Origin of the sequence: Vibrio vulnificus CMCP6 (assembly GCF_000039765.1) — a bacterium.
Classification (GTDB): Bacteria; Pseudomonadota; Gammaproteobacteria; order Enterobacterales; family Vibrionaceae; genus Vibrio; species Vibrio vulnificus_B.
The window spans coordinates 1,021,609-1,035,278 of the sequence record NC_004460.2 but is presented as its reverse complement, the minus strand read 5'-3'; the positions used below and the strand labels follow the sequence as shown (position 1 = coordinate 1,035,278).

Here is a 13,670-nt window from a genome sequence, read left to right as displayed (position 1 = left end):
GCATGGATGGCAAGGTTAGGTGAGAAGAGGAGGTGATGAACACCTCCTACTTGCTTAAGCCATTTTGCGGGTTATTGATTGATGTAGGCTTTGAAACGCGCTTTGGTGGCCTCATCGGCTTTGTCATACCAGAAGTGCAGCATCTCTTCTGCGGTGTTATCTCCCGCCTTCACTTTGGTTTCGACGTTTGCCACTGGCTCAGTCTTAATTGTGGCCACTGACACCGCTGTACCGATTGCCGCGATACCGCCAGTTTGGTTGTAATCTGCTGCTTCACGCGCGTAGTCTCGGCCAATCTGCATGCCGGATTTCACCAGTTTGTCTTCAGATTTGGTCACAGCTGCGCCTTGTTCATCGACCAACTGCCACTGCATTTGTTTGATTTCCTGCTCTGCAACACGGTGATCACGATACTTTGGCAGCTCGAAGTTGAGGTCGGTATCGTTGGCTGAAAATTTCGCGATGATCACGTTACTCTCGACGCCAATACGATCATTACCTTGGCTGAAGTAGGGTTCGTATTGAAAGACGATTTGGTTTTCACCATTTGGCAATTCAATGGTTTTTGAAGAGGCAAATAGGCTGCCAGAGAGCTTGGCTTTTTGCCCGTTGGCGACAAACAGAGTGACGTCATCTGGTACATGTAGGGTAACAGCAGCAGTTGCCAAGCCGCTGATACTCATTGCCAAAATGCATGTTAACGGTTTGATGATATTCATATTTATTATTCCAGAATACGAGAGGTTGCTTCTGCTTGAGAGTGCCCAGTTCAACGAGGCATTGCAACGTCTGTATGTAAGAAGTTTGAAAAATTCATCAAACTTTCATCTCGTGCAGCACAATCAACCTAATGTTTCGCGCTTGAGCCCGTTATGCTCAAAACGAAAACTTCAGATTGTAAGAACGCGTTGGCACAATCAGTGATGTACGTTCGCGAATGAGCTCTTTACGTCGACTTTCCAGCGTTTTTCTCTGCTGTTTGTTTTCGTTATCGTTTTTGAGCATTCGCAGTTGTGTATCAATATCGCTGATTTCTTTGTTGATCTCATTGAGTCGCTTTTGAACCAGATAATCTTGATAACCTTTCTGATAGTTTTCGAGAAAACGTTCGTTGTTGCACACGCCGTAGTATTCGCGGCCTTGCTTACCGACGCGGTAGCCGTTATCTGCTGAGCAGTAGAGTACGGTGCCTTGCTCAAAGCCACGCTGCCACATCTCTTGATCTGGGTAAACACCCGCATCACGACAATCTTTTACATAGTCACTGATCACCGTGGGATTGACGCCATTTTGCCCATCTAAATAGCCAATTTGTTGCCAATTGGCGCTACGACATTCTTCAGGGCTCATCGAAGAGCAGGCAGTCAGAACAAAAGGAAGGAGGAATAGCAATAACGTTTTTTTCATTTCAACAGCTCAAAAAAGGAACAAGGAACAGGGCCTTAATCCTAATTGAACGCTGTTTAATTTCAATAATTCATGACAAAACCATACAAAACTATGATTGTTTTGCTTGCGGAGATGAAAGCGCAGAGCGTAGCGAAAAGCCCGTCACCATCATGGTGCCACTCAAAACCAAAATAGTGCCAGCTAAGGTATTGATACCAATAGGTTCATTGAGGATTAAATATCCCCAGAGGATGCCAAATACCGGGATCAAAAAAGTCACAGACAAGGCCGACGCTGGGCCTATTTCACTGATCAGACGGAAATACATCAAGTAAGCAATGCCCGTGCACAAAATGCCAAGTGCAAAGACTGAGAGCCACTCAATCGAGGTTGGCATCGCATTCATCGGAACAAAAGGCAGCAAAGGCAACACAATCAGCACGGCAGCCCACATACTGCCATGTGCATTGGCGAAGGCCGGCACTTGTGGCGCTCCTTTGGTGTAGTTTGTTGCTATGCCGTAGCAACATGCGGCCATGACGCCAGCAGTGATAGGCAGTGCGGCTTGCTGACCAAGATTGATGGCATCCCAACCCACGAGCACCACCACCCCTGTCACCCCTAACATCAAGCCGATCACCCCTTTGGTGGAAATGGGGGTTTTATGCCAGAAAAAACCAATCACAGTGCCCCAAATTGCCGCGGTCGAGTTGAGTACCGCTAGCGTAGAGGCATTCAAGGTTTGCGCTGCGTAGGCAAAGCACAGAAAAGGCAATGCCGTATTGAACAGGCCAATGATAAAAAAGTGTTTTGGATGACTGAGCAACGCACGGATGTGTTTGCGCAGGTAGAGGGAGACCAGCAGTAAACTGATGGCAGCAAACAACACACGAAGCTCAATGAGATACGCAGGACCAAAACTGTGAGCTGCGATGCGCATAAATAGGAATGAACTTCCCCAAATAGCAGCAAGGCAGACGAGACGAAAAAAGCTAGCAGCAGACATAAGTGTATTTTCTTTGTGTTGATATTGTAGTTTTTGTGTAAACGAGAGAAGTATACGCGAATGGAATAATTAAGCTAGCGAGGGAAAAAGGTCACTCCACAGAGGAAGAGTATCAATCTCTGTGAAGAGTATGGAATGATGGCGAAAGATAAAACTTTAGTAACCAATAATATATTTTGTTTTTATTCTTGGCTTTAACAATTTTTTTAGCATTACAGCTGAGCAAGTGCTAATTGTGATCACTAACGCAAAGGTCATGAAATAGTAAATTGGGTTATACAAAGATTGCTCACCATAGAAAGGCAATCTTTTTAGTGTGGTGATAATCCACGGATGAATGAAGAATATCGCAAAACTGGTATTAGCAATGGTATTCATGATTCGATTGTTAAATACATATATATTGGTAATATAATAAACAGACAAACAAAGGAAGAATTTTTGAATAAACATAAAATCAATACCATTAAATTCAAATATTTCCTTTGTATAGTTCCCTTGATGACCTGTGTAAGATTGATAAATGGCAATCAATAGTGCCAATAGAGTAAACATAAACGCTTTTGTTTTCGAACGATCTTTTTGCGGATTACCGTGTAATGAAACATAAATACCCAGTAGATATATCGGTGTGAAGTAAATAAACATCTGTATTGGGTTAATGTTTTCATAGGAGCGATGAACCACAATGGATAATATTGACAATAGAGCGATTGTTATGAGCTGGTGGTTTCTGGCCGCATGAATAAACTTTACATGTAGTGGAGCGCAAAGGAAGAGTAAGATAGCGCAAGGAATATACCAATAAGCCGTAATCATTCTGCCTGTTAAGTAGTATTTTAAAATGGTGACGGGATCAGAATCATCTGCGTTGAAAAATGCAATATCTCCATAATCTGCGGTTGAGCTAAAATACCCCCCTTTCATTGCATACAACATGGATATAGCCATGGTGGACAAAAATAAATAGGGTGTGACAACTTTGCTAAATTTAGAGCTTATGAATTTTGAATAATTAAAGTTCTTGTAAAATACATGATGAAACATATATCCTGATATGAAAACCAGCAAGGCAGTACAACCGCTGAGAATGTTCTTAAAAACACTCGTATAAAATGGAGTATTTTCTAATCCATAAGCGTATACATGAACCATAACCACCATTAAAATGGCGATGGCTCTAAAGTTGTGTATCGATTGAATGAACATAACCTATCTCATTTTTATTTGTCTGTAGACATATTAATTGTTAGATATGTGTGTAGTTCATGCTTGATGATGTTTTTTTTATCCTTGTCGATTTGATCTTGTAATGTTATCGAAGAGATGAAAGTTTTCTATTCAATAAGAAAGCTAGCGCTTTTGATGATTTTTTCATGCTTTGCGCTAGCTTGAGTATTATTTTCTGATGTTTTTACTCATTATTATTCATGGTTACTGCTCTGTCAGTGCGGTGTTTAGACTGATGCATGACGCAAAGTATGAGTAAACTACAACCCACTAATACGACTCCTAAGTGCTGTACGCGAGCGGCGAGCGCAAGGCCAAAGCCAATCAACAGATAGTACATCAGCCCAAATAGTGCTCCAGCACTGCCAGCATGCTCTCGGTAGTGAAGCAAAGCCCCACTAAGAATATTCGGAATGGCGATGCCAAAGGCCATGACGACGCCCATCATCGGCAGTAAGAACCAAATCGAGCTCAAACAGAGAAACACCCCAAGTGAACCAAACACGAACAATGTGGCAGCAAGGCGCAACAATGTGGTTTGAGACACTTTTCTCGCGAGCAAGCGTTTATTGATATAGCTGGCACAGAACGTTGCGAGCCCCAGCGCAAGGCCACTATAGCCAAACTCACGAGCGCTATAGCCCAGTTGAACAAGCACAAATCCACCGAGTTGGTAATAGGCAAACAACGCGATGTTATACAGTGCAACCAGTAGGGCGGCGGCCCAAATCTCGCCGTCTTTGACCATTTTTGTTGCCAGTGGCAGCAGTGCGGTCGAAGTTCGCTTTTGTTGAGTTTCAGGAAGTCGTGCGAAGGCAAGCGTGACCACGGCCATCGCTGCGACAAACAGGGCGATAAACACGGAGCGATAGCCCCCCAAGGAGACGAGTTGTCCGCCAAGCAGCATGCCCAACACTGGGCTAATCGCGATACCTAATCCCATCAGAGAGAAAACTTTGGCAAGCTCTTCGCCTTGAAAAGCGTCTCTCAGCATGGTTTGGGTGACAATGGATCCAACCGCAATGCCAAAGGCACTGAGGATTCTTGCGATCATTAACATAATAAAACTGTCGGTCACGATAGCCAGTAGTGATGCGCCAGCGTAGAGAATCAGCCCAAGCAGCATGGTTAGTCGGCGCCCCCATCGATCACATAAAATGCCCCAACACACCACGCCAAAGGCAAAAGCTGCAAAATAGACAGACAGGGTTTGCGCTGCGATGTACTCAGGCACGGCAAAAGAGGCAGAGATGGCGGTGAGCGCTGGGCTATAAATGGTTTCGACAACCTGCGGCAGCATCAGCAGTAACACCATGAGCCAAAGTGAAGGTAGTTGTTTCATAAGTTGCTCTCAAAAATAACTTGGTGCCTAGTGTAGTGAGAGACTAAAATTTCCAGTTAATAACATTAAAACAAAAAATATCAACATTCGGACATATGGCCATCATTAATCATCTAACCGTCTTCAATGCCGATCGACTGCCTGGCCGAGTGATCGGCATTGCCGCAGACGTTGGACAGCACGACTCTGGCATGCACCAACACCACAAAGGTCAGTTGCTTTATGCGCCAAAAGGTTGCATGAGCTTTGCCTTAGAAGGGGCAATCTGCATCTTACCGCCCACCAAAGCGGTGTGGATCCCTCCTAGGGTGGCACATCAGGCGGTGATGACCAATGTGGTGGCCTATCGTTCGCTCTACTTTGATTGCTCTGAGATAAATAGCCCAGACAAGGTAACGGTGATTGAGGTCAATGAACTGCTGCGTGCGTTGATTGAGCGAATTGCTTTTTGGCCTTGGGACAAAAATGAACAAGAGATGACGCATACGCTAGCGCTGTTTTGGGAAGAGTTCTTTGCTGCGCAGCAACACGATTATCGTCTGCCGTTGCCCACCGATCGCCGGCTGAAGAAATGGAGTCAGCAACTGGCAAGAAGTGATTTCTTAGCGCCGAGTTGTGGCGAGTTGGCGAAGCAAGTGGGCGCCAGCAGCAAAACCATTACCCGTTTGTTTAAACAAGATACAGGCATGTCGTACCAAGAATGGCGGCAACAATGGCGGGTGTTGAAAGCGATCGAATTATTATCAACACCGTTACCCGTCAGCGAAGTGGCGCACCAACTGGCTTTTTCCTCAGACAGTGCGTTTATCGCATTTTTCAAAAAGCAAACGGGGCAGACCCCGCTGGCATTTGTGACGCAAAAATCGCACGCCTAACCGAGAGATTCACGTTAGGCGTTGCCATGGCTCAGTGAATCTGCCGAGGATAAAATTCCTGCTTGAGGCGGTGAGTAAACTGCTCATCCAGCGCGCCAGTGTCAATGTGGAAGTGATCGAGCCAGTAAACATCGGCAAGCAGGTGCAAATCTGCGGCTAACAGTGCCTGATCGTTTGAAGAGAGCTCATCCAACGACTTGGCCCAACTGCGAGAAATATCCACGATGATCACGCGCGTGTTGGAGAGTGACTCTCGGTGGTACCAGTCGCAGAGCGATTCTAGGTGGAAGGCATGAATCACCACCACCTTGCATTCCCCATCACCCATATCGCAAACGCGATAAGGCCGATCGTTCAAATAAATGGTTAACTCCATATTTCCTCTCATTGTTTTCAGTCATGGCTAGAGCGAGCCTTGGGGCTCAAAAGTGAGAGGAACTATGCATGACAACCATGTGTGGTGACAGGGATTTGAGAAATTCAAATTTGCACAAAGAGCCTAAGTATATCCGCTGTGGTGGCGACAAAATTGAATTACTGTAATTCATCGTTCTTTTGGCGTACGGCCCATAACATGCGAGTTTCTAAACAGCATGACGAGAACAGCAATATGACACTCAAAACCATCCAACTTTTGCTCACTGGGTTGATGATATCTCCAATGGCGATGGGCTCTACAACCAGCGTATTTGTTAATCCACACCAGCATTACACTGGAATGCAACTCGGTTATGGTGACGGGGAGTTTGATTTGGCATTGCAATATGCTCACCCTCTGCAACACGATTGGAGCCTATTGAGTGGTTATGTGACCAACCACCACTTTGACCGCCATCACTTCAGCTTTGAGGCGCAAAGAAGGGATGGATTAGGTGTCTTGGTTGCCTATCTGAATGATTCTGATTTTGATGGCCGTGATATCCGAGCAAAAGAACTCTCAATAGGAAGTTACTATGAGATGCCCATCAGTCCTATTTTGAGTTTTTATCCGGGTGGCGATCTCAATAAGTTCCGTCATCGAGAGATGAGCGGCAGTTTGTACTACGCGCGAGCACATCTTGATATGGTGGTGGATAGCCAGCGCAATATCTGGTTTGGTTTGAAGCCAGAATACAATCACAGCTTTGGGACATTGAGAGAGAAAAATGGGCCAAACAAAAAATTAAGAGATTGGGATGTTCACGCCCACCTTGGATTTAGGCTCAATAGCAACAGTGCTTTGGTCTACCGCTATCAATATGATGACGGTAACAATCTGTCACTCTTCGCCTATGAAGGCGCTTTTTAATATAGCGGAAACGCTTTTCAGGCCAGTGCAGTGATGCGCTGGCCTTTTTTGTTTGCCCTTATCTCGCCTTATCTCGGATGATGTGAATGGTTCGTTTGGTGAGTGGATCGGTGGTTTTTTCTAAACAACCCTTTGAGTTTATTAGCTAATGTTAATATGCTTATTTCATCTCTCTCGTCTTTGCCTATCTTTGCCGTGATTTGCCCAGCTTTGCGGTGAACAGCAGAGCAAGGCTGGCGATGATGAACACAGGAGTGTGACATGAAAGACATAAAGGATTTAGATCTTAACTTACTCAAGCTTTTGCAGGCCGTGGTTGAGACGCGCAATACCCATGCAGCTGCCGACAAACTGGGCATTTCGCAAACCAGCGTTAGCCGAGGGATGGCAAAACTGCGGGAGACATTTGGTGATGGCCTGTTTATTCGTAAAGCTCACGGCGTTGAGCCTTCTGAATTAGCCGAAAAGCTGGCAGAAGCCGCTGAAGAGATGTTTAACCCCATTCTAAAAGTGGTCGAGTCTTACCAAAGTTTTGAGCCAGAGGCGTTTCGCGGTGAGATTACTTTAGCGATGAACATCTATTTCCTCGAACTTTATGGTGATGGCTTGTACGCTGCCCTCAGCCAGGCACTGCCTCAGGCCACGTTTAAGCTGGTGTATTGGCAAGAAGATTCGTTAGCCGAATTGCTTAATGGCAAGATTGACTATCTGATCCATTTCTCGGCGTTTCCTTTGCCGCAAGAAGTCTATACCCATAAATTACAAGACGTAAAACTCTGTTTGGTGGCGCGAAAAGATCACCCCATCTTGAGTCAAACCAGTGATTGGCAAGCCATTCATCCTTTGCCTATCGTACGTTTGGCTATCGATGGCATTAATTCAAAGCGGGTACCGATTGAAGAGCTCTACTTGGCTAAGGGTTATCAAGCCAATTTTACTTTAGTGACTCACAGTGTCCGTGTATTGACCAGCGCCTTAAAACACTCAGATGCGATTCTTTATGGCAGCAATTTTATGAAGGTGTTTGATTCGCAAATCGGCACATTTCCCTTGCCTGCCATGCCGAAAGAGATGCGAGAAATCGCGATAAGTGGTGGCTATTTGCGTACCAAACGCGGTTTCCCTCTCTATCAACTGATTCATCAAACCGTGCAGAGTTATTTTGATGGGGTGATTCAGCCAGAGCAGAGTTTTGATCGTCATCCCAGTGATGAATAAAAAGCAGGCTCTCAACGTGGAGAGCCTGCTCGAATTTGCAAAGGTCTACTTGGCGCTATTGCGTTTGCTCAGGGGGTTCGCAGCGGAAGCTATCGGCACTGCGCGGGTCTCCCTTACCGTCCCACATGGCGACATCGGGGAAGGCGCAAATCTTACCGTTGCCGCTCAAGCCTTCGGTTGGCGTAAAATCATGCGCGATGATTTCTGTAGGGGCGTTGCCACTGTCTAACCACAGGTTTGCTTCGTCAATCCAATCGACAAGCCAAGGTGCTGCGCCGCCTGCACAGTGGTCCATACCCGGCAGCAAAAACAGCGCCACATCGTTCGCGGCTTTTGGATCGTGCGCTAACACATCTTGATAATAGCGAATGGTGCTGGCCGGCGTCACCGCGACATCACGCAAGCCATTCCACAAGAGCAATTTGCCACCTTGTTGACGAAATGCACTCAAATCTGGGTTTACTGCACTGATCGACTCAGTCACCTTAGCGCCATCTTTACGCAGATTATCGAAGTTGTAGCTTGTCGCATCAAATTCACCATCAAAAACAAAGTTGCGCATAATGCCGTTACCAAACGCGTAGCCAAAGCTCGGTGTCACCGGTGGCGTCATGTCGGGGTCAATCGTCACGCCAGATTGAAATTGACTCAAGTCATTGATGGCCAAACCGCCCGCGAGCCATTTGTTAAACATCTCCACCTCCGCACCTACGTAGAAACCCTCGGCCAGCACATTGCCTTGGCTGTCACGCAGCCCATTGAAGACAAGATCAAACACTTCAATCTGATCGCCAGTGAGGCACTCATCATTCTTGTCCGCACTGCATTGCAGAGCGGCAAAGTCAATGTGGCAGTTCCAAGGTTCGCTCAGTACCTCGCTGTCTCGGCCATCGCGGTTGGCACATTGTTGCGCCGCTGTACGATTCACTAACTCGATCTCTTTTGCACCCACAATCGCGTGTTGCATGTTGTCTGGATTTGGGAACATTTTGCGCGCGATGGCCGCATGCAATCCGCCCGTCTGGATGGCGTAGTCATAGGCTGGAGAGCCTGCGACAATCACGTCGTAATCCGTTGGGTAGCGCTGTGCGGCGATCAAGCCTTCACCACCACCACGCGAGCAACCAAAAAAGAGGTTACGTTGGCTTTCTTGCTGGTAGTAGCTTGCAATAATTTGCTTGGCATTTTGCGTCGTTAAATGGGTAGCACGTCCAGCAAAGTTGGCCAAACGTTCCTCTCGATACGGGTTTTGTGCCGCCCAATTCGACTCCAATGCGTGCGCTCGGTGGCCGGAATCTGTGCCTGCGGTCGCGTAGCGTTTGTCATGAGTCGCAAGGTGAATCACGTCCACTACCGAGCCAACAAAACCGCCGCCGCCGCTTTGGGCAAACATGCCATTCCAATCATCTGGCAAGGTTACTTGGAAGTGAATTTCACGTTCAATGACGCCACGAACAATGCAGTGAGTATCGCTACGCTGAGCTTCGGTATAACGCACATTGGCCAGTGGGGGCATTGAATCGATGCGGCACTCACCCACGCGATAACTGGGTTGGTCAGCGTTTGCTTGAGTGGTGTGAGTGGAGCGCTTCTCTTGCGTCTCGTTTAGTGTGGTTGTGCTGTCGCAGCCTGCCAAAATGGCGAAGGCAATCAAACTAAAGGCGAATTTTGAGGTGTTCTTTTTCAGGACAGACATTGTTGTTTACCTTTTGTAGTGAGGAGCAACCAAGTGGCTCTATGCCGCTGGTTAACCGATGAGGGAATTATTCAGCGCTTTGATGGAAAAGGGCAGGAATTAGAGAAATTCAAATTTGCATGCTAACGCGAGAGCCGGTTTGTTGAGCTGTATCGGAAATCAACGACGGCGCGACGTTGTCTGCTAAATAACTGTGTTATGGTGGAAAAATAACCGAAAAGCTCTGTTGCTGTTCAATCCTTTCAACGCCCATGGAGGATTCGTTATGTCCATTCACTTAAGACGACCTTCTACTCGTCGTCTGCTCCTGATTGCCGCATTGGCTCTGCTCATCGTACTCAAAGTTAACCTCTATTCGTCACAGCCTGTGGTGCATTGGGGACAGGTGTCTGAAACGGCAATCGGCTATGACGATGAATTTACTCAGCCGCATACCTTGGTCAATGTCATCTTGCAAAATGGCGATACTCTTCAAATGGAAGTGCCGCGCAAGGGGCAAATATTGGTGGGGGATCGGGTTGAGATTGTCGAACATCCCCGATGGCTAAGAAAGCCGTTGTTAACCTTTCGCGTTCATCTCGACTAGGCTTGAAGCCCTCACTCGCTTGATTTTTCAAAGATTCTCATTTGATGAGAATCTTGCGTTTCTCTTGCTGGTTTCTTGCGCTTGATCTTTTACGATTTGACCAATCAAGATCAAAAAGGGAAGGCATCGGTGATCAGTTTGTTTCTAAAATCTTTGTTGGGCGCGGCGGCTGTGGTCATTATTGCGCTGTTGTCGAAAAGCAAAAACTTCTACATTGCAGGCTTAGTGCCTTTATTTCCCACCTTTGCCCTGATTGCGCACTTCATTGTAGGCAGTGAAAGAAGTATGGAAGACTTGCGCCAAACCGCGCTATTTGGTCTTTGGTCTCTGTTGCCTTATGCCGCCTATCTTGCTGCCGTTTACTATTTTAGTTACCGCTTCAGTCTGGTGACGACACTTTCTGCCGCGACGGTGATTTGGTTGATGGCGGCTTCGTTATTGATCGTCGCGTGGACCAAAGTGATGATTTCAGTTTGATGCGAATTTGCTCAATAGCGGAATTGATTTGCATCAACAAAGGCGTCGATTACATTCTTTATAAAAATGTAAATAAATAGTAAATCGACGCGCGCGATGAAAGAGTGCACAAGCTTTGTGCAGATTACGCGCTTTTAACATCGATTTTTGTCATAAAAACCATCGTTTTTTTGCGTTATCACCGCAAAATCGTTTGCTTTAAGTTACTTGCCAAAGCGCATCGGTCAAGAAATGCGCAGCTCTAGTGAGATTGGAATAACTCTCGAGAAAGGAAGTAACGATGAAAAAAATCATTGCAGTGAGTCTCTTATCTGTCGTGTCATTTGCGACCTTGGCAGAACGTCAGGCGCAAGAACCGATCAAAGTGATTGATCCGATTGTTGGGTTGGATGCGAAGAAAGTTGAATTGGGAAAAACCTTATGGTTTGAGCCTCGACTATCAGCCTCTAACACCATTTCGTGTAACTCATGCCATAACGTGGCCAAGGGTGGGGTGGATAACCTGCCAAGCTCCATTGGACATAAATGGGCGATTGGGCCGATCAATTCACCCACGGTGTTTAACTCGGATCTCAACTTCGTGCAGTTCTGGAATGGTCGCGCCAAAGATCTTCAAGAGCAGGCCGCAGGGCCGATTGAGAATCCGCTAGAGATGGCATTCACCCATCAGTTGGCGATCGATACCTTGAAATCGATTCCTCAATACCGCACTTGGTTCAAACAAGCGTATGGGGTGGAAGAGTTCACCTTAGAGCAAGTTACGGACGCCATCGCGACCTTTGAGAAAACGCTTCGTACCCCCAATGCACCGTTTGACTTGTGGTTAAGAGGGGAAGACCGCGCGCTCACCACGGCCCAAGTGGAAGGTTATGAGCTGTTCAAAGCGAAGGGGTGTACGGCGTGTCATAGCGGGCCCTTAGCCGGAGGGCAGATGTACCAAAAAATGGGGTTAGTAAAGCCTTTTGAAACCGCCAATCCAGATGTAGGGCGCAAGGCGATTACTGGCAAAGAGTTCGATGAGTTTGTCTTTAAGGTGCCGACATTACGCAATATTGAGCTCACCTACCCCTACTTCCACGACGGCTCAGTGTGGGATCTTCAAGAAGCGGTAGAAGTGATGGCAGACATTCAGTTGGGGCAAAAACTGACCAAAGATGAGTCTGGTAAAATCACCGAGTTTCTCAAATCTCTGACGGGTGAACAGCCGCAAATCGTTTTGCCGCATTTACCACCGTCTACGATTGAAACGGCGCGACCACAAATCTAACCGCTCTTCAAAGCCTCTTTTAAAGAGGCTTTTTTGCAGCCAATCACAAATTTGATCTTCAAACGACATCGCCAACGCGCTGGCGTTTTGAATTTTTTCTCTGCTGGCAAGGGATTAGCGATTTTACTGATAAAACAGCAAACTAAGGCAACTTTGACATCGTGGTGGCCTTGACTACGCTTTAGATTCCAACGTCAGAAAGGAGATCGTAATGGCAAGACTAAAGCAAGACATTCCAAATCGAGTCACCGTGTATCATGACAATCTAGAGCAGGAGCAGGAACTGAAAAATGCCATGCGGCCTGAAAAACCAAGATACTTCAATGGCTCACCCACCTACAAAGCGGAAAGCCTTGCTGACTTTGAAGCAAGAATTACCCAGCTCGGACTGAGCATCGATAAATAGCACCGAGTTTTTTGCTTCCTTTAATCCATTCCAAAAGCCGCCAGCGCGGCTTTTGTTGTTTTTGCAATCTAAGGTTAATGTTATTGGCATATGCTAATTATAAATCTACAGTGCGCTTGTCATATTGAGGAGGCACCGATGCCAAGACCGAAAAAGCCCCGCACCATTGGTTGTTTGCCAAAAGCCAGCTGCTTTAAGCCCAATGGGATACCTGCACACAATTTGCCGCGCATTGCTCTAGAAGCCGATGAACTTGAAGCCCTGCGACTGGCGGACGTATTGCAACTGCATCAACTTGAAGCGGCTCAGAGTATGGGGGTGTCGAGGCAGACGTTTGGCAACATCATCAAGCGAGCGCGAAACAAAGTGGCGTTGTGTTTGGTGGAAGGCAAAGTGCTGACCTTGCCCAATCAAAGTCAAGATAAGGAGAAGGAAGCATGATTGCGATTCCATTACATCAGGACAAAATCTCTGGACACTTTATGAAAGCGGAGCGATTCGCGTTGATCAATTCCGTTGGAGAGGTGGTGGCGTATCTTGCCAACCCTGCGTTCAATCAAGCTGAGTGCGCCAAGAAAGCGCGTTGTGTTCAGCAACTTTTAGCCGCAGGCGTGACACAACTGATGGTGAAAAATATTGGTCAGAAATCGTTAGCCAAACTGCTGTCAAAAGGGGTGAGCGTCTATCAACTGGCAGGTCGTTGTTCACTGCACGAGGTGAGCAACGCAGTAAAAACGCCCATGACTTCTGCAACACAAGGCCGTGAATGTCGGTCTCATTCTCAGTGTGGATCGGCTTGTCGCCCGCAGAGCAAGGTGAACAAGGTGGCCACGCGCGAACCAAATCAAAGGGTTTGTTCACCCATATTACGCATTCGTCCAAGGGGATAA

The 13,670-nt window shown here is 46.7% G+C and carries 16 protein-coding genes; 9 read left to right on the top strand and 7 right to left on the bottom strand.

Annotated elements, in window-relative coordinates; translation table 11 throughout:
• Positions 1-71: 71 nt before the first annotated feature.
• The 5 genes from VV1_RS19585 to VV1_RS19565 form a co-directional block, all read right to left on the bottom strand.
• Positions 72-719, bottom strand: a complete 648-nt coding sequence (locus tag VV1_RS19585) for a DUF2057 domain-containing protein (protein WP_011081866.1) — start codon at positions 717-719, stop codon at positions 72-74.
• 157 nt (positions 720-876) lie between these two features.
• On the bottom strand, positions 877-1,407 hold the full coding sequence (locus VV1_RS19580; protein WP_011081865.1) for a DUF2799 domain-containing protein: 531 nt from the start codon (positions 1,405-1,407) through the stop codon (positions 877-879).
• A gap of 91 nt (positions 1,408-1,498) precedes the next feature.
• Positions 1,499-2,395, bottom strand: coding sequence for a DMT family transporter (locus VV1_RS19575; RefSeq protein WP_011081864.1), 897 nt, complete (start codon positions 2,393-2,395; stop codon positions 1,499-1,501).
• A 156-nt stretch (positions 2,396-2,551) separates the two neighbouring features.
• Entirely contained in the window at positions 2,552-3,604 is a 1,053-nt protein-coding gene (locus VV1_RS19570) for an acyltransferase family protein (RefSeq protein ID WP_011081863.1), read from the bottom strand.
• A gap of 205 nt (positions 3,605-3,809) precedes the next feature.
• Positions 3,810-4,967 carry a multidrug effflux MFS transporter gene (locus tag VV1_RS19565; protein WP_011081862.1) on the bottom strand — a complete coding sequence of 386 codons (1,158 nt, stop codon included), beginning with the start codon at positions 4,965-4,967 and terminating at the stop codon, positions 3,810-3,812.
• A 95-nt stretch (positions 4,968-5,062) separates the two neighbouring features.
• Here VV1_RS19565 and VV1_RS19560 point away from each other — a divergent pair, with 95 nt between their 5' ends.
• Positions 5,063-5,842 (top strand): AraC family transcriptional regulator, encoded by a 780-nt coding sequence (locus VV1_RS19560; RefSeq protein ID WP_011081861.1) that lies wholly within the window; start codon positions 5,063-5,065, stop codon positions 5,840-5,842.
• 31 nt (positions 5,843-5,873) lie between these two features.
• On the opposite strand, the gene VV1_RS19555 is transcribed toward VV1_RS19560, so the two are convergent.
• A complete protein-coding gene (locus tag VV1_RS19555) occupies positions 5,874-6,218 on the bottom strand; it encodes a hypothetical protein (RefSeq protein ID WP_011081860.1) in 345 nt (114 codons plus the stop codon).
• A 198-nt stretch (positions 6,219-6,416) separates the two neighbouring features.
• Here VV1_RS19555 and VV1_RS19550 point away from each other — a divergent pair, with 198 nt between their 5' ends.
• A complete protein-coding gene (locus tag VV1_RS19550) occupies positions 6,417-7,130 on the top strand; it encodes a hypothetical protein (RefSeq protein WP_011081859.1) in 714 nt (237 codons plus the stop codon).
• A 261-nt stretch (positions 7,131-7,391) separates the two neighbouring features.
• Positions 7,392-8,348, top strand: a complete 957-nt coding sequence (locus tag VV1_RS19545) for a LysR family transcriptional regulator (protein ID WP_011081858.1) — start codon at positions 7,392-7,394, stop codon at positions 8,346-8,348.
• A gap of 55 nt (positions 8,349-8,403) precedes the next feature.
• Here VV1_RS19545 and VV1_RS19540 read toward each other — a convergent pair whose 3' ends face one another.
• Entirely contained in the window at positions 8,404-10,044 is a 1,641-nt protein-coding gene (locus tag VV1_RS19540; RefSeq protein ID WP_011081857.1) for a tannase/feruloyl esterase family alpha/beta hydrolase, read from the bottom strand.
• 265 nt (positions 10,045-10,309) lie between these two features.
• Between VV1_RS19540 and VV1_RS19535 the strand changes: the two genes are divergently transcribed.
• The 6 genes from VV1_RS19535 (at position 10,310) to VV1_RS19510 (ending at position 13,670) form a co-directional block, all read left to right on the top strand.
• Positions 10,310-10,630 carry a hypothetical protein gene (locus tag VV1_RS19535; protein ID WP_043921177.1) on the top strand — a complete coding sequence of 107 codons (321 nt, stop codon included), beginning with the start codon at positions 10,310-10,312 and terminating at the stop codon, positions 10,628-10,630.
• Between the two features lie 129 nt (positions 10,631-10,759).
• Positions 10,760-11,107 carry a GlpM family protein gene (locus VV1_RS19530; protein WP_026050534.1) on the top strand — a complete coding sequence of 116 codons (348 nt, stop codon included), beginning with the start codon at positions 10,760-10,762 and terminating at the stop codon, positions 11,105-11,107.
• 280 nt (positions 11,108-11,387) lie between these two features.
• The gene (locus VV1_RS19525) at positions 11,388-12,374 is read left to right on the top strand and encodes a cytochrome-c peroxidase (RefSeq protein WP_011081854.1); all 987 of its coding nucleotides are present in this window, start codon (positions 11,388-11,390) and stop codon (positions 12,372-12,374) included.
• Between the two features lie 211 nt (positions 12,375-12,585).
• Positions 12,586-12,780, top strand: a complete 195-nt coding sequence (locus VV1_RS19520) for a hypothetical protein (protein ID WP_011081853.1) — start codon at positions 12,586-12,588, stop codon at positions 12,778-12,780.
• 138 nt (positions 12,781-12,918) lie between these two features.
• Positions 12,919-13,221, top strand: a complete 303-nt coding sequence (locus VV1_RS19515; RefSeq protein ID WP_011081852.1) for a DUF134 domain-containing protein — start codon at positions 12,919-12,921, stop codon at positions 13,219-13,221.
• The gene (locus VV1_RS19510) at positions 13,218-13,670 is read left to right on the top strand and encodes a NifB/NifX family molybdenum-iron cluster-binding protein (protein WP_011081851.1); all 453 of its coding nucleotides are present in this window, start codon (positions 13,218-13,220) and stop codon (positions 13,668-13,670) included. Before VV1_RS19515 ends, VV1_RS19510 begins: the two co-directional genes overlap by 4 nt.